11 protein-coding genes are annotated in these 15,459 nt (G+C 66.6%); 8 read left to right on the top strand and 3 right to left on the bottom strand.

Going from position 1 to position 15,459, the window contains the following annotated elements; translation table 11 throughout:
- Window positions 1-4: 4 nt before the first annotated feature.
- The gene (locus CBM2586_RS22255) at window positions 5-3,301 is read right to left on the bottom strand and encodes a type VI secretion system Vgr family protein (protein ID WP_115689833.1); all 3,297 of its coding nucleotides are present in this window, start codon (window positions 3,299-3,301) and stop codon (window positions 5-7) included.
- Between the two features lie 151 nt (window positions 3,302-3,452).
- Complete coding sequence (locus CBM2586_RS22250; protein ID WP_115689831.1) at window positions 3,453-4,289, bottom strand: hypothetical protein; 837 nt, start codon at window positions 4,287-4,289, stop codon at window positions 3,453-3,455.
- A 281-nt stretch (window positions 4,290-4,570) separates the two neighbouring features.
- On the opposite strand from CBM2586_RS22250, the gene CBM2586_RS22245 reads away from it, so the two are divergent.
- From CBM2586_RS22245 to CBM2586_RS22210, 8 genes are all read left to right on the top strand, one after another.
- Entirely contained in the window at window positions 4,571-5,428 is an 858-nt protein-coding gene (locus CBM2586_RS22245) for a M15 family metallopeptidase (RefSeq protein ID WP_115664767.1), read from the top strand.
- A gap of 87 nt (window positions 5,429-5,515) precedes the next feature.
- Window positions 5,516-5,785: a PAAR domain-containing protein gene (locus CBM2586_RS22240; protein WP_115689829.1), complete on the top strand. Its 270-nt coding sequence runs from the start codon at window positions 5,516-5,518 to the stop codon at window positions 5,783-5,785.
- A 58-nt stretch (window positions 5,786-5,843) separates the two neighbouring features.
- Window positions 5,844-7,337 carry a hypothetical protein gene (locus CBM2586_RS22235; protein ID WP_115664771.1) on the top strand — a complete coding sequence of 498 codons (1,494 nt, stop codon included), beginning with the start codon at window positions 5,844-5,846 and terminating at the stop codon, window positions 7,335-7,337.
- Window positions 7,338-7,418: 81 nt separating this feature from the next.
- Window positions 7,419-11,381 carry a type VI secretion system membrane subunit TssM gene (tssM, locus tag CBM2586_RS22230; RefSeq protein ID WP_115689827.1) on the top strand — a complete coding sequence of 1,321 codons (3,963 nt, stop codon included), beginning with the start codon at window positions 7,419-7,421 and terminating at the stop codon, window positions 11,379-11,381.
- Window positions 11,378-12,367, top strand: coding sequence for a type VI secretion system-associated protein TagF (tagF, locus tag CBM2586_RS22225; protein ID WP_115664775.1), 990 nt, complete (start codon window positions 11,378-11,380; stop codon window positions 12,365-12,367). Before tssM ends, tagF begins: the two co-directional genes overlap by 4 nt.
- A gap of 2 nt (window positions 12,368-12,369) precedes the next feature.
- Window positions 12,370-13,248: an OmpA family protein gene (locus CBM2586_RS22220; protein WP_115689825.1), complete on the top strand. Its 879-nt coding sequence runs from the start codon at window positions 12,370-12,372 to the stop codon at window positions 13,246-13,248.
- A gap of 75 nt (window positions 13,249-13,323) precedes the next feature.
- A complete protein-coding gene (locus CBM2586_RS22215; protein ID WP_145987436.1) occupies window positions 13,324-13,956 on the top strand; it encodes a hypothetical protein in 633 nt (210 codons plus the stop codon).
- A complete protein-coding gene (locus CBM2586_RS22210; protein WP_115689821.1) occupies window positions 13,920-14,195 on the top strand; it encodes a hypothetical protein in 276 nt (91 codons plus the stop codon). Before CBM2586_RS22215 ends, CBM2586_RS22210 begins: the two co-directional genes overlap by 37 nt.
- A 32-nt stretch (window positions 14,196-14,227) precedes the next feature.
- On the opposite strand, the gene tssA is transcribed toward CBM2586_RS22210, so the two are convergent.
- Complete coding sequence (gene tssA, locus CBM2586_RS22205; protein ID WP_115689819.1) at window positions 14,228-15,316, bottom strand: type VI secretion system protein TssA; 1,089 nt, start codon at window positions 15,314-15,316, stop codon at window positions 14,228-14,230.
- Between the last annotated feature and the right edge of the window lie 143 nt (window positions 15,317-15,459).

Below are 15,459 nucleotides of genomic sequence, written 5' to 3'. Positions count from 1 at the left end.
TTATTTACTGAGTTTTTTTGTAGATCTGACTGGACGACCCGGCGGCGAGCGCATCGCGCGCGTAGCGTAGCCGTTGCTGCGTATTGTCGTCCGACATGGATTGCGGCAGTCCACCGCTGAAGTCACCGGCATTCAGTGCGTGGCGTGCTGCCTCCGCCTCAGTCCACGTCGGATCCTGCTCGGCAACGTGAACGCGTACGGTCTGGCCGGGATATACCAGCCAGGTGTTTGCCGGACTGGCGCAATAGGCGCGCGCCAGGGCCTCCTCCTGGGCCTGGCTGAGTGTCACGTTACCGTCAGCATCGGTGACGCCATGTGCTACCAACTCGTCGTCACCCACCATGCCGAGGCCCAGCGGCGCCTCCCCGACAGCAATCTTCCAGGGCGCGTGTGCCAGGGCGTGCCCGCCTTCACCCGGCGTATTTGCCAGGCGCATGCGGAACTCCATGGGCTTGTACGGCATCGGGGCCTGAGGAAACTCGGGGAGCGGGTAGGCATTATTCACCGCCCCTTCAAACTTCCTCTGCGCCGCCTTATAAGTAATCGCCCCCGGACACTCCACCGTAATATTCCCGCCCTCGATCAAGATCGAAGCCCCGCCGGCGGTGGCAATGCGGATTCGCTTCGCCGCGGCAAAATCCACGTTCATATTGGCCGAGACCACGGTCAAGTCATCACGCGCCGCTAGCTTCAGCAGATCATGCTGCGCCTGGATATCGATATCATCCTGGCCCGCCGTCAGCTGCAGGCCAATGTTGTTATCCCCCGCCCCCGACAACCCAGCGGCCACGCCTATCGCCTGACCCGCATGGACGCGGGCCTGGCCGGCAACCGCGATGTTGCTGTCGAGGCCGCTGGCAAGTGCCACGCTCTCCCCGCTGGCCATTTGCAGGTCCTGGCCGGCAACCATGGTCAGCCCGGCACGGCCGTTCAGGTGGACCATTGCGGCGGCCTGGTGCGGGACTTTGCCGCTGGTGGTGGTGTTGCCGCTGGACGCGTCGTCCTTTGCCGCTTCCAGCGCTTGCCCATCGACCATGCCCGAAGCGGCCCGGGTCTGCCTCGGCAATGGCGCTTCGTCATCCTTGCCGGTCGACAGCGCCTGGGCCTGGTGGGTGGTCGCGCCCTGGCTCAGGGTCTTGACCAGGTCGCCCGCCTGGCGCAGCAGCGCGATGCCCGCGGCGTTGTCTCCTGTGGGCAGGGCCTTGCCCGTGGCGGCGTCACGGTAGGTCGTCAGCAGCAACCCGGCCTGGCCGCGCACGGCGGCGTGGCCATCGGTGCGCAGCTCGAAGCCCTGGCCGCGGAAGCTGCCGCGGCGGTTGTCTTGCTGGTGGATAAGGTGGCCAAGGTTGAGTTGGGTCGATTGCAACGTGGTCGCCAATTGCGTGCGCAGTTGGCTGTCGCTGTCGTCCAGCACCAGTTGGTTGTAGCCCTTGCCGCCATGTTCCTGGCTCTTGAAACCGGTCAGCGCCGCGGCATTGCGGTGGCCGTCGGGCTGCGCGCCCAGGCCGTGCCAGGCGGGGCTGTTGCCTCCGGCGAGGTTACCTTGCGCGCTTGAGGCGCTGTCCGTGCCCTGCGCATACAGGGCTTGGCTGTCGCTGCCACCCGCGGCGCTCTTGCCCCCAGGCGTGGGAGCGTGCCCCGCTTCGCCTTGGCCGTTGTACAGCGCACCGATGACGAAAGGCTGGTCGATGTCGTCGTCGGCGAACTTGATCAGCACTTCCTGGCCGATGCGCGGCAGCCACTGCCAGCCCATTCCTGCGCCGGCCTGGCGTTGTGCCACGCGGATCCAGCGGCTGCTGCGATCGTCGGCACGCTCGCCGCGCTGCCAGTGGAAGCGCACGCGGATTTCGCCGGCGGGGCTGGCGTGGTGTTCGGCGTTGCCTTCAGGCTGGGACTGGCCGTCGGGACCGACGACGATGGCGCTATGCACGCCCAGCGGGCTGGACCGGCTGTAAAGACGTGGACAATTGACGTCGAGGACGCAGGCGCGCCAGGGACGGCGAGCGTCGATCGCGCGGAAGATGGCGGCGTAGCCCTGTTCGCGTGCCGCGCTCTGCAGCGCTTGCGTGGGAGTCAGGCGCACTGGCGCGTGATCGGGCAGCACGCCCAGCAGGCCGGCGGTTGCCTCCGCGGCGTCGGATGCCGGCGGCGGTGCGTCGAAGCACAAGGCTGCCTCGAGTGGACCCATGCGATCGGCCAGCGCGGCGCGCGTGTCGGCGGCCAGGTTGTTGAAGCCGCTGTGCTCCACCGCTGCGAGCAGCAGCGGATAGCCTGCCGCGTCATCTTCCTGCGGCGGCAGGTGCGGACAGCCGGTGACGGTCAGGCGCGTACCGCTGCGCAGCGTACGTACGGACGCACGGCCGGTGAACAGCAATGCACGGGCTTCGACGGCTTCGATTACCTGTTCGGCAATCCGTTGCGCACTGGCCGCGTCCGGCGCCAGCGACAGGCTGACAGAGAGGTACGGGTCCGGACTGGCGACGCGCGCCATGTTGCCGGCAGATCGTGCCGGGGCGTGGCCGCGGATGGCACGCTTCGCTTCCGGGTCCCATGCGGTGACCGCCACACCGCCGACCGTCGCCCGGCTCTCGCAAGCCAGTTGCTGGATGGCATCGGCCGATTCCTGGCTGTGCGCGCGATGGAAGCGGATGCCGCCACCAGCCGCAGACTCTGCGTCTTCCGGCAACTGCGCGCTGTCGGCAAAGATCACCACCGCATGCCCGCCCGGTGCTTTCTTGTCTTCCACGACGGTATAGCCCAGGCCGGCCTCGGCCAGCAGGCGCGTGAGGAAGTGATAGTCGGTCTCGCGGAACTGCGCGACATGGTCGCGCTCGCCGAACGCCGCGATGCGCGCTTCTGCGCCCGCCGCGTAGCGCCATTGCGCGTGCGGCGCATACGGTTGCAGGATGGTCTCGATGATGCTGTCGAGCGTGCGGTTCTGGAACACCTGGCCGTTGCGCTGCTGCGTGGTCAGCCACAGCCAGGGCACCACCGTCAGGCGATAGCGTGCCAGGCTGCCGTCGGCGCCAAGCTTCTCGGCCTGACGGATCAGGCCGGTGCGGCGCGACTGACCACCACCCGCGAGCGTGGTCAGCAGCGTGACGCGTTGGCCCAGCAGGCTCTCCAGTGCGATATCGGCGTTGGCGCTGACGGCAACGATGCGCGACTCTGCCAGCGCTGAAACGCCTTCGCGCCCGATCCAGGCTTCAACGGCGAGTTCGCCGAGCGCGCCTTCGCCTTCCAGGGCATAGAGCCGGTGCGCCGCGCTGAAAAGATGTTGGTAAAGAGTGGTTACATCCATTCGCTGTCCGTTCGTGCAGCTGCAACTGCGTCAGGGGCCGGCATGCCCGCGGGTCTGCCGTTGCTGGTGCCCGCCTTGGATTGCAAACACGAAGTGGCGCATGCCGGCCCGCCACCCCGATCCTCTAATTCAATCGAACCGTCGCGGGTGTTCAGTTGCGCGCCTTGGCGGCGGACCGCGTGCTGGCCGTCGCCGTGCTGATCGGCTTGCCCTCGGGTTGCGACAGCAGGGCCGCAAGAACTTCGGCATCGGGGTCAGCCGTCGTGGCAGAGGATTTGCGACGTGTTGTTTTCGACTTGGCCGAGGTGTTGGCCCTGGCGACGGTCTTCTTGTCTTTGCTGGTCGCAGCGGTACTGGCGGTGCCCTGTTCCACCGGCGTCGTCGTCTTCGACGTTGCTGTCTTTTTGGGATTTTTGTTGACTTCAGCCGGCTTCAGACCGGTCCCGGCTGGCTGGGTACCGGGAGATGTCAGCGCCGCCAGCGTGGTCACGCCCGCGACGGCACCCGCGGCAACCACCGCGCCATCGACCTTGCCGAGCCGATCGAGCGCAGGGTTGCTGTTTTCGGCATCGACAATGGTTGCGGCCTGCGGCTGCGAATTCTCGGCAACCGACTGGGCGGATTCCGCTGGCGCGGCGGAAGTAACGGGCGCCGATGCGGACACATTGTCGGCCAGAGCCTGCCCGCCGGGTGCCGCTGCGCCAGCGGCAGGCTGCGTAGGGACCGCCGGATTGCCCGCCTGGATCGATACGGGCGCATCGGCGCCCGGGTCCAGCCACAGCCAGCCGGCCACGGCCGTAGCGGCAACAGCGACCAGGCCTGCCCCCAGGTAGCGCCAAACCGGCTTTCTGGCCGGCGCATTGGCGGCCATCGGCACGCGCCCTTCCAGGCTGGCCAGGATGCGGGTCTGCGCGGTGGCGTCGGCGTCAGGCTCGTTGCCGAAGAGCGTTGGTGGCGCTGACGGCTTCACATCGTCGCTATTGCTCATCTGTCATCAAGAAATTTGAAATAAAATGCGCGGCGGCTGCTAACGGGCGGATTTACAATTACAAGACCGTTGTGTCATATATGGCAAATTCGTTCAATTTGGCCTTAGACTTCCGGATTCTACGGCTGGCCTCGTCGAAAGACAAACCCGATACGGGGGACATCCCCCCCGGGATTGAGATCTCATCGAATACAGATGTAAAAAATACTGAATATGCTGAGTCACCCTTGCGCCAGCCTTCACAGCAAGGGTCGCAGCCAGCCCCGGTCAAGCAGGAAAGCATGGTCTTTGTCGCACTGGTCCTCTATTTCGTGTTGATGGTTGCCGCTGCTGCCGTGCTGCTTCTTCCCGCAGTACGGCAGCGCTGCTTTGCGGTGGCGCGCACGCAGTGGCGCCGCGTGAGCACCAGTGCGGCGTCGGCGGGCTCGCAATCGGCCAGCTCGATCCGCCAGTCGGTTGGCAACGCCACCACTACGTTGGCTTCAGCCAGGGACTTCCTGGCACAGCGCCGCGCCCTGGTGCTGGCGGCCGCAGGCGTGGTAACGCTGCCGCCGGTGGTGGCGCTGGCGTTGCGTCACCGGCAAGTGTTCCAGTTCGAGGACGATGAGGGCGTGCGCGAACCGGATCCGCAGATCGCCGCGCTGCTCAATGGCGAGCGGCTGGTGCCGCCGCCGCCGCTGCCGCCAGAGGTCTTCACCACGCGCGAGGTTGAGCTGATCCGCCCGGCCATCCGCGAAGCCAGCCGCGACTGGGAGCAGCTGGACGCCGATTTCAGGCAGCGCTTGTTGCTGGTCTACAAGATCATGCGCGACGAACACGGCTATGAAATGGCGCTGCTGGAGGGCTACCGCAGCCCGGAACGGCAGGCCAAGCTGGCCGCGATGGGCAGCCACGTGACGCAGGCCGGCGCTTATCACAGCTACCACCAGTTCGGGCTGGCCGCGGACAGCGCCTTCTACCGCGGCGGCAAGCTGGTGATCAGCGAGAAGGACCCGTGGGCGATGCGCGGCTACGAGCTGTATGGCCGTGCCGCCGAGTCAGCCGGTCTGGTCTGGGGCGGCCGCTGGAAGATGATGGATCTCGGGCACGTCGAGCTGCGCCGTCCCGGTGTGCTGGGCAAGCGGCCAGCGCAGCAATAACGGCACGATCGCCCCGCTTGGCGGGGCTGGCAGGAACATGGAAACAGGACCGGCAGCAGTTGGCCGGCGCAATTTGGGGAGAGCGTAGTGGCACGTCCTTTCATTCTGCTGGGCGACAAGACCGACCACGGCGGCGTGGTGATCACCGCTTCGGGCAACACCAGCACCAACGGCAAGGGCATTGCATGCGTGGGGGATCGTGTCACCTGCCCTCGCTCCGGTCATGACGGCACCACCGTCATCGTCACCGGCGACCCCAACGTAATCATCGACGGCCGTGCCGCCGCGCGGCACGGCGACAAGACCGCTTGTGGCGCAACCTTGCTGTCGAGCCAGGGCGTGACCGGCAGCCAATGAAGTCCCGGCAGCGAACGGCCGTTTCAAACGCCCTCCCGCCGCTACTCGACACGAAACCATGTTTCCAAGACTGATCAAGTCCACGCTGATTCTGTTCGCGGTGTTCGCCGTGGTGTGGGTCGCGACCATTGCCTGGTGGCAATCGATCAACCGGATGCCGACCACCACGGACATCGTCACGCACCTGGTACTGATGCCGGCCGGCATGGTGGCCGCTTACCTGGTCATCAAGCGCGCCCTGGACGGCATCCGCACCAATGTTGCGGCCGCCAGCCAGCCGCCCGCCACTGCGGCGCCCGCAGAGGCCGGCAATGGCACGGCGGCAACGCAGGCAGAGCCCAACGATCCCACCCGTACCTGGCGCGCGGCGCTGCTTGCCACCGCGGTGCGCACGCCCGCCGGCAACGCGGCGGATGCGCTGGCGGAGGCCGCCAAGGCCGGCAACCGGCCTGGCCTGGTTGCGATGGATGGCTTGCCCGCACCTGTCTTTGCTGCCCAGGTCGAGTCGCTCGATATCGAAACCCTGCGCACGGAATTCGCCACGCGCACGCCTGATCTTGTCTGGGACGACGAGGCCCTGCGCGCGCTCGCGCTGGCGTCCGAGGTCACCGACGAGCTTGCCATGCAGGCGGCAGTCTACGCGCCAGCCGGCCACGACATGGCCGTGCCGGACAGCACCGCGCCGCTGGTGGCCACCTTGCTGCTGCCGCGCGGCTGGCCGGAAGCGCGCCAGGCCGCGGCCGGTGACTGGCTGCGCGAGCGTTTGTCCCAGTACTGGCCAGCAGCTCGGCTCACGCTCGAAGCCACGGCCGCGCGCGGCGACGGCGACGCGCTGCTGTTGCTGGATCGGGCCACCCAGGCCGTGAACTGCCCGGTCGACGGCCAGCCGGCGTTGCGCATGCTGGTCGCCGCCGATTCGCTGATCGGCGCCAATGCCGTCGAGGCGCTGGAACAGGAAGACCAGCTCTTCAGTGCGCGCTGCCCACATGGCCGAACCCCGGGCGAGGCCGCCGCCGGCGTGCTGCTGGGCGCGCACCAGCCTGCCGCGAGCGCCACCGAGACAGGTTCTGACAGCAAGGCCGACGCAGATGCCCAGAGCACGCCGATCCTGATTACACGCACGGCGATGGCCCGCCTGGACGCGCCTACGGCCGACCGCGGCCAGCCACGACTCGAGGCGCTGGCGCAGGCTGTCACGCAGGCGATCGAAACCATTGCCGGCAAGGCCGAAGCCGCGCCACAGGATGCCCCCGAAACCGCAGCGCAGCCCGGCAACGCCCCTGCGGCCGTGGCAACGATCGTCACGGACACCGGCGTCCACCCCGTCCGCACCGTCGAGATCGCCCAAGTGGTCAGCACCCGTTTCCCGACCCTGGACCCCGTCGCCGACCTGTTGGCGCTGGGCCTGCCTTGCGGCCACGCCGGCGCTGCCGGTGCGCTGCTGCCGGTGGCGGTGGCCCACCAACTGGCGCTCGATGGCGGCCGGCCCGTGCTGGCACTTAGCGCCGGCGACGCGCACCAGCGCGGCGCCGTCGCGATCCTGCCGGCGTGATCCAGCGCCAGACCTGCCGTGACCTGCCCCTGACCCGAACCGCGCCCCCAAATCCCGTATTGCTCCCGAGCCAAAGGCAACATGCATCGCATCCTTAACTTCCTGACCCACACACGCACGCTGTCGGTATTCGGCGTGGTCGTGCTGACCGTCTTCCTGTTGCTGATGGCGCAGACCTTCGAGATCGGACTGGCCTGGGTCGCCATCGTCCTGGGCGTGCTGTTGCTGGCATGGCTGGCCACCTACCTGTGGAAGCGCTGGCGCGCGCGCCGGGCCAGCGGCAAGCTCGAGGGCATTCTCGGGCAGCAGGCCGACATGGCCGCCAAGGCCGCGCCGCCCGACAAGCGCGACGAGGTCGAGGCACTGCGCACGCGCCTGGCCAGCGCCGTGAAGACCATCAAGACCTCGAAGCTGGGCCAGATGTCGGGCAGCGAGGCGCTCTACGAGCTGCCCTGGTACATCGTCATCGGCAACCCCGCGGCCGGCAAGAGCACGGCCGTACTGAACTCGGGCCTGCAATTTCCGTTTGCCGACAAGAACAGCGCCGTGATCCACGGCATCGGCGGCACGCGCAACTGCGACTGGTTCTTCACCACCGAGGGCATCCTGCTTGACACTGCCGGCCGCTATGCCGTGCACGAGGAAGACCGGCGCGAATGGCTGGGCTTCCTGGATCTGCTCAAGCGTTATCGGCCCAAGGCACCGATCAACGGCATCGTGGTCACGGTCAGCATTTCGGAGCTGACCCAGAACCGACCGGAATTCGCCCTCAACCTCGCCAAGAACCTGCGCCAGCGCGTGCAGGAACTGACCGAGCGTCTGGAGGTATTCGCGCCGGTCTACGTAATGTTCACCAAGGCCGACCTGATCACCGGCTTTACCGAGTTCTTCGGCGACAACGAGAAGCAGGAGCGCGACCGGGTCTGGGGCGCCACCCTGCCCTTCGCCCCCGAAGAACGCCGCGATGTCGCGGCCGTGTTCGACCAGCGCTTCGACGAGCTGTGCGACGGCTTGAAGGAAATCAGCGTGGCGCAGATTGCGCAACATCGCAACGGCAAGCTGTCGCCGGGACTACTGAGCTTTCCGCTGGAGTTTGCCTCGGTCAAGCCGACGCTGCGGGCCTTCCTGGTCACGCTGTTTGACGAGAACCCGTTCCAGTACAAGCCCGTGTTCCGCGGCTTCTACTTCACCAGCGCGGTACAGGAGGCCAGCACTACCAGCGTGTCGGCCGAGCGCATCGCGCGCCGTTTCGGGCTGAAGCTGGAAGGCGTGACCGGCAACCGGGAGGTGTTCTCGAAGAACGGCTTCTTCCTGCGCGACCTGTTTTCCAAGGTGATCTTTGCCGACCGCCGCACCGTGCGCCAGTTTGCCAGCCCCGCCAAGACACGGCTGCGCTTCGCCACGTTCTTCGGGCTGGTGCTGGTGCTGGGCCTGCTGCTGGGCGGCTGGACCTGGTCGTTCCTGGGCAACCGGCAGCTGACCGCCAATGTGCAGGCCGATCTGGACAAGATCGTCAAGATGCAGCAGAACCGCGTGGACCTGCAGGCGCGGCTGGAAGCGCTGGACATCCTCCAGGACCGCATCGAACAGCTCGAGCGCTTCCGCGCCGATCATCCGCTGGCGCTGTCGCTGGGCCTGTACCAGGGCGATACGCTGCAGCACAAGTTGCTGGACGAGTACTACAACGGCTTGCGCCAGGTCATGCTGAAACCGGTCGGCGGCGCCATCGAGACCTTCCTGGCAGAGGTCAACGCGCATCCCGACCAGCTCGCACCGATGGTGCGACCGCCTGAAACCGGCGCCGTGACCTCGACCACGCTGGCATCGGCGGCGCCGGCGCCGGCCCCGGCCCCCGCCGCCACGGCAGCCACGGCCACCGCCACGCCCGCCGCAGGCAAACGCTACACCGACGCCTCGCCCACCAACGTGGAAGATGCGTACAACGCGCTCAAGACCTACCTGATGCTGGCGGACAAGCGACATGTCGAGGTGGCACACCTGACTGACCAGATGACCCGCTTCTGGCGCAGCTGGCTCGAAGACAACCGCGGTAACATGCCGCGCGAGCAGTTGATCCGCTCGGCCGAGCGCAACCTGTCGTTCTACCTGGCTCGCGTCAACGACGACAACTGGCCGCTGCTGGAAGGCAACCTGTCGCTGATCGACCAGTCGCGCGAGAACCTGCGCCGCGTGGTACGGGGCATGCCCGCGCGCGAGCGCGCCTACGCCGAGATCAAGGCCCGCGCCTCGACCCGCTTTGCGCCGATGACCGTGGCCCGCATCGTGGGCGACGGCGGTGCTTCCGTGGTCGCCGGCAGCTACGCCGTGCCCGGCACCTTCACGCGCGAAGCGTGGCTCGGCTATGTGCAGCCCGCCATCCGCGAAGCCGCCAGCAAGGAACTGCAGACCAAGGACTGGGTGCTCAATGTCGCCGCGCGCGATGACCTGACCCTGGAAGGCAGCCCCGAGCAGATCCAGAAGATGCTGGTCACGATGTACAAGACCGAATACGCGCGCGAATGGCAGCGCTTTATGCAGGGCGTGACCATCCAGGATTTCGGTGGTTTCGAGCAGGCCGTGACCAGCATGAACCTGCTGGGCGACCCGGCCAGCTCGCCGATCCGCAAGGTGCTGGACACCGCGTATGAGCAGACCTCGTGGGACAACCCCTCGCTGCTCAATGCCGGCCTGAAGCAAGCCACGTCCGGCATGCTGGACTGGTTCAAGCGGCTGATCTCGCGCGGCACGCCCTCGCAGGTCAGCGTCAATGTCGATGTCAGCGGCGCCAACAGCGCGGCGGGCACGATCCCGATGGGTCCGGTCGGCAAGGAGTTCTCGGGCCTGGCGCGCATCGTCGTGATGCATGACAACAACTCGATGCTGCACGGCTATATGGAGTCGCTGTCCAGGGTGCGTACGCGCTTCAACCAGCTCAAGAACCAGGGCGACCCGGGCCCCGGCGCGCGCCAGCTGATGCAGCAGACGCTTGACGGCAACGGCTCGGAGCTGTCGGATGCGCTCAAATACGTCGACGAGCAGATGATGACCGGCCTCACCGACAGCCAGCGCCAGGCGCTGCGGCCCCTGCTGGTGCGCCCGCTGCTGCAGTCTTACGCCGTGGTGATCCGCCCGGCCAGCGTCGAGATCAACAAGGTCTGGAACGCACAGGTTTACCAGCCGTTCAGCCAGACCCTGGCCACCAAGTATCCGTTTGCATCGGATGCCAAGATCGAAGCCAGCGCGGCCGAGATCGGCCAGATCTTCGGGCCGGAGGGCGCCATCGCCAAGTTCACCACCGCCACCATCGGCCCGCTGTCGGTGCGCCGCGGCGACATGCTGGCAGCGCGCACCTGGGGCGACCTGGGCCTGACGCTGGCGCCGGAGTTCACCACCAACTTCACGCGCTGGGTGGCGCCGCTGACGGGCGGTGCCGCAGGCGGCGGTGGCGGCGCCACGGCCGCGGCGGCCCAGCAGACGGTGTTCCAGATCCTGCCGACGCCCGCGACCGGCACCACCGAGTACACCATCGAGATCGACGGCCAGCAACTGCGCTATCGCAATACGCCGGCGCAGTGGGCCAACTTTGTCTGGCCTAACCCGCAGGGTTCGCCCGGCGCCAGGATCACGGCGACGACGTTCGATGGGCGCTCCGTCGAGCTGCTCAACGAACCCGGCCGCTTCGGCCTGGAGCGCCTGATCGCCACGGCCGCGCGCAAGCGCCGCCCGGATGGCGCCTTCGACCTGACCTGGAGCCGCGACAACATCGCGGTCAGCGTGGCATTGCGCATCATCAGCAGCCCGCAGACCGCCGGCAACGCCAGCGCATCCGACTCGCCGCAAAGCCAGGGCCTGCGCGGCCTGCGCCTGCCGACCGCGATCGCCGACGCCAATGCGCCGCTCAACACCGCGACGCCGCCGGCCGCTTCGCCTTCGACGTCTCCCGCGGCGCCGCCTTCCGCACCCTCTGCCCCGAACCCGCAGGCCAGCACGCCGGGCAGCGCGCAGGCCTCGGCCCAAGTCAACCAAGGAGGTACGGCGCAATGAGCCAGCCGACCCAACTGCAGCTGTCCTATTTCGGCAAGATCCCGTCCCGGGGCGACTTCGTCAAAAGTGCCAATAACACCCAGTTGCTCGATACGCTGGACCGCTGGCTGGCGCAGGGCATGGAGCTGCTGGCCGAGGACCCGGCCTGGAAGTCCAGCTATGACGCCTGGAAGCCGATGCACTTCGCCATTCTGGGCTCGCAGAGCAAGCTGGCCATCGCCGGTGCGCTGATGGCCAGCAGCGACCTGTCCTCGCGCCGCTTTCCGTTCCTGACCGCCGCGGCGATGGAAGTGGAGCGGCCCCTGCAATTCATCGCCCGCAGCCCGCTGGCGCTGGCCCGCCTGTGGACGCGCGCGGGGCAGCAGATGCATGCGCTGGCACAGGCTTCCGACGCCACCGCAGGCCTGCAGCAGCTCGCCCAGGCTCAGCTTGGCGTGGAAACCGGCGCCGGCGCGCAGTCACATGACGCAAGCTTTGCCGACTTCATCGACTTCCAGACCGTGGCCGGCCTGGAGCACATGCTGGCGGGCCAGGGCCAGCAGGTACGCCTGCGCCGCACGCTGCTGGCGCTGGGCATCCTGCTGCAGCCGCTGATGTCGTCCGGCTCCTCGCATCTTGAGAAAGGCCTGACCCTGCCGCTGCCCGCCGACCCGCTCTACCGCAGCCTGGCAGCAAGCTTCTGGCTGGAGCTGGTATCGCGCTTCCTGCACCGGGCCGACTTTGAACTGTCGATCTTCCTCGGGCAGATCGGCGGCAACGAGCGGCTGGTGATCGGCTTCAACGGCGCCTCGTCACGCACGCTGCACGGCGTGATCTCGCCACTGGCCTATGCCGAGCAGAACATCAATATCGATGACCCCGAATGGGTCGAGCAACACGTCAACGGAGACTACGGCATGGCCAAGTTCGTCAGTTACATGGACCAGCCGCAACTGTCGCTGCGCCTCGCGCTGGATACCTTCCGTGAAGTCTTTGCCGGGGAATGAGCATGGGTTTCGATGCAGTACGCAACCGGGCAGCTGCTTTCAAGACTGCCTCCATCGCCGTGAAAGCGCGCATGCCAGCGTTGGCAGCTGGATTGCTGGCCGCCCTGACGATGCTATCCGGCCACGCCGCGCCGGGCGATCCTGGTACCACCGGCATCGCTGCGCCTGCTGCCGCCGCAGCCGCTGCTTCGGGCCGCGTCGTTGCAGGCGGCGCCGTTCCTGACGAGGCCACCAAGGCCAGCGTGCTGGCGCGCCTGCGCGAGTTGTATGGCAGCGCCAACGTGGTGGATCAGATCGAGGTCGGCAATGTGGTCTCGCCCCCGAACTGGTCGGCCAACGTGCAGAAGATCCTCTCGCCGCAAATCAAGCAGGTCAGCCGCGGCCAGCTCAGCATCGACGGCACGCAGGTATCCGTGCACGGCGACGTGCGCAACGAAGCCCAGCGCCAGCAGATCGCCAGCGACATGGCCACCGGCCTCGGTCAGACCTATACGGTGAAAAACGGCCTGCGCGTGCCGGCTTCCGAACAGAACCTGCTGGACCAGACCCTGGCCAACCGGATCATCGAATTCGAGACCGGCGCAGCGACGCTGACGCCCAAGGGCCGCGCCATCCTCGATGAAATGGCTGCGGTGCTGCCGCGCCTGAGCGGCCGCAAGATCGAGATTGTCGGCCACACCGACAACTCCGGCAGCCGCGCGCTGAACCTGACGCTAAGCCAGGCACGCGCCGAGACGGTGAAGAACTACCTGATCGGCAAAGGCGGCGAGCCCGGCATGCTGACGGCGGTGGGTGTGGGGCCGGACCAGCCGGTGGCGCCGAATGACAAGGAGGAAGGACGGGCGAAGAACCGGAGAATCGAGTTCCGGGCGGGGCAGTAATGCGATACACCACGCGAGCCAGGGCCCTGGTCCACTGATACCCGTTGCCTGAAGATGGAACCACGCCCCGTCTACATGAGTTCCGAGGACCGGGAAGCGCCCGACCCCGTCACGGCCTATCCCATATGGCTGGAGTGGCCCTGGCGCATCTGGTGCGCCATGATCTGGCTCGCTCAACGGGCCTTGCCCGCGTCACGTGGCGACAGCAAGGTCAAGCTTGAAATGCGCGAAGGCATCCTTGATAGCGTCATCGCCGGCGATGCGGCCTTCAGCGTCCATGAGCATATGGGCTTGCCGGTTGCTGCGCTGGCAAGCCTGAAATGGGACTACCCAGAAGTCATGCCGCGTCGCGCCCATATCCGCGCGACACCCGTAATTCTGCGGCTTGTGGACGGCCAGGATATCCATTTTTTCGACTATCAGATCAACACCGTTCCTGTACCTGGCAACCTGGCCTATTTCGAGACCCTTTCCACCGGTGTCAGCTTCGAGCTGTCGGCTGGAACGATCAGGGCATCTTTTCGGCATGGGGCATCCGTGTCGGCACGGGCCAGGACGCCCTATCGCTTTATGCATCTCGCCGGCCGCAGCCCGTTGCCACGCCATGGCGGACCCTGCTGGCTCGCCGGAACAACGGCTTTCCTCAACTCGTACAAATTGCAGGTTTGTCCATGGCCGCCCTGCTCGCTACGCTGGGAACCATGCTAGTTGCAGGTGAAATCGACACCATCGAGGCCATCTGGGTGTGCGCGATGCTCACCGCTGGCTTCGCACTTACCGCACTTACCGGCTGGCTGATCATCGCAGGCATTCGTGTGATGGCAGGCCCATTGCTCCCCATCCCTGCCATGATGCCCCGCGGCTTATTTGGAGTGCTGCGAAATCAGCGCTTTACCAGCTATGACTTTGGCTGCTACGGCGTTCAGGTACGCAAGATGCTTGAGTGAGTTCCGCCTACAGCGATAGATCGGTACTGGCATCAGCCCGCGTCGTCGCTGGAGCGATTTTCGTCCACACCGAGAAGCTCCTCGATCTGCGACAGCGTGGCATCGTCCTTGACCACCGTGCGCAGCCAGGCATGCAACGGCATGTCGCCCCACTTGGCCGCCCGTGCTGCCAGGTAGGCCACCGGGCTATGTGGCTCCGTGCGTCGGAAAAAATCCGCGACCTCGCGCAACTGGGCCAGCGCCTGGGCACGCGTGCGGATGGGGCCGGAGTGCGTATCGGCAGCGCCAGCCGGCCCGCTTGTTTGTGCGTCGTGTGCAGGCGCAGAAGATCCCGGGTTCTCCCCAGCGCCAGCCGGCCGATCCACCGGCTTGCCGACAAAACGCTCCACCAGCATACGCACTGCCTCCAGCGCCTCGCGCGCCTGGCGGAAGCTTGGTGCATGCTCGCCTGCCCGCTCGTCCAGCACGTCGCCGAGCAGCTTCAGCGCTGCCTCGCAGGACACCAGGTCCGCATGCAGCGCCGTATAGAATGCCGCCGGCGTCTTCTTGCGCGCCGCCTCGAATTGCTCCTGGCTGACCTTGCCCTGCGACAGCTCGTCCGCCTGTTCAGGATCGCGGCGAATAGCTTCCGCGAGATGCGTCGCCACCTCCCAGTCGACGTAGGCGTATCCGCCCGCCGATTCATCGACCAGCGGAATCTCGCGAATCAGCTGGCTCGACCGTCCTGCCAGCCATGTCACACTACCGGTGCGGTAGTCGACATCATCAGCTTCCATTACCGGGTGCAGGTGATCCCAATATTGGCTGCAGAGCTCCGCTGTCAGGCGGTAGCCATCGCCCAGGCCCGCAAAACCCCGCTCCTTCGAAAGCGCCTCGGTCAACCAGACCGCCACGCGAAGATCCTTGGTGCGGTCCTGCAGCAGCGAGGTGGCAATGCCGATCACCTCGCGCCAGTCCGCTTCCTTGATGTCCGTTACCCAATCGCCCTGGTCCAGCGACGGATCGTCAGCACGGCGCGCCTCCTGGATGCGGTCGAATTCAGCGGAAAATAGCAGGTCTTCGCCACAGGGTCGGGCGCCAGGAAGCGGAGCAAGCAGGCGGTCGAACTGGAGGGATGCCATGGTGGTCGGTCAGCCGTGGGAACAAGAAGCAAGTGTACCGTTGGCGGTGCGGTAAGGCCATGGGCGTGATGTCAGTGCGCGGATTTGCGACGTACACTCTGCCGGACCGAACACGTTTATCGGCGCGATTTTCCGCCCGATCC

The sequence above is a fragment of the Cupriavidus taiwanensis genome, from assembly GCF_900250115.1.
Lineage (GTDB): Bacteria > Pseudomonadota > Gammaproteobacteria > Burkholderiales > Burkholderiaceae > Cupriavidus > Cupriavidus taiwanensis_B.
This window is presented reverse-complemented; position numbering and strand designations above follow the sequence as displayed.

What these genes read in the sequence shown, in the direction of transcription:
- CBM2586_RS22255 (WP_115689833.1), bottom strand. Translation starts at nt 3,301, where the DNA reads ATGGATGTAACCACTCTTTACCAACATCTTTTCAGCGCGGCGCACCGG.
- CBM2586_RS22250 (WP_115689831.1), bottom strand. Translation starts at nt 4,289, where the DNA reads ATGAGCAATAGCGACGATGTGAAGCCGTCAGCGCCACCAACGCTCTTC.
- CBM2586_RS22245 (WP_115664767.1), top strand. Translation starts at nt 4,571, where the DNA reads ATGGTCTTTGTCGCACTGGTCCTCTATTTCGTGTTGATGGTTGCCGCT.
- CBM2586_RS22235 (WP_115664771.1), top strand. Translation starts at nt 5,844, where the DNA reads ATGTTTCCAAGACTGATCAAGTCCACGCTGATTCTGTTCGCGGTGTTC.
- tssM (WP_115689827.1), top strand. Translation starts at nt 7,419, where the DNA reads ATGCATCGCATCCTTAACTTCCTGACCCACACACGCACGCTGTCGGTA.
- tagF (WP_115664775.1), top strand. Translation starts at nt 11,378, where the DNA reads ATGAGCCAGCCGACCCAACTGCAGCTGTCCTATTTCGGCAAGATCCCG.
- CBM2586_RS22220 (WP_115689825.1), top strand. Translation starts at nt 12,370, where the DNA reads ATGGGTTTCGATGCAGTACGCAACCGGGCAGCTGCTTTCAAGACTGCC.
- CBM2586_RS22215 (WP_145987436.1), top strand. Translation starts at nt 13,324, where the DNA reads ATGAGTTCCGAGGACCGGGAAGCGCCCGACCCCGTCACGGCCTATCCC.
- CBM2586_RS22210 (WP_115689821.1), top strand. Translation starts at nt 13,920, where the DNA reads ATGGCCGCCCTGCTCGCTACGCTGGGAACCATGCTAGTTGCAGGTGAA.
- tssA (WP_115689819.1), bottom strand. Translation starts at nt 15,316, where the DNA reads ATGGCATCCCTCCAGTTCGACCGCCTGCTTGCTCCGCTTCCTGGCGCC.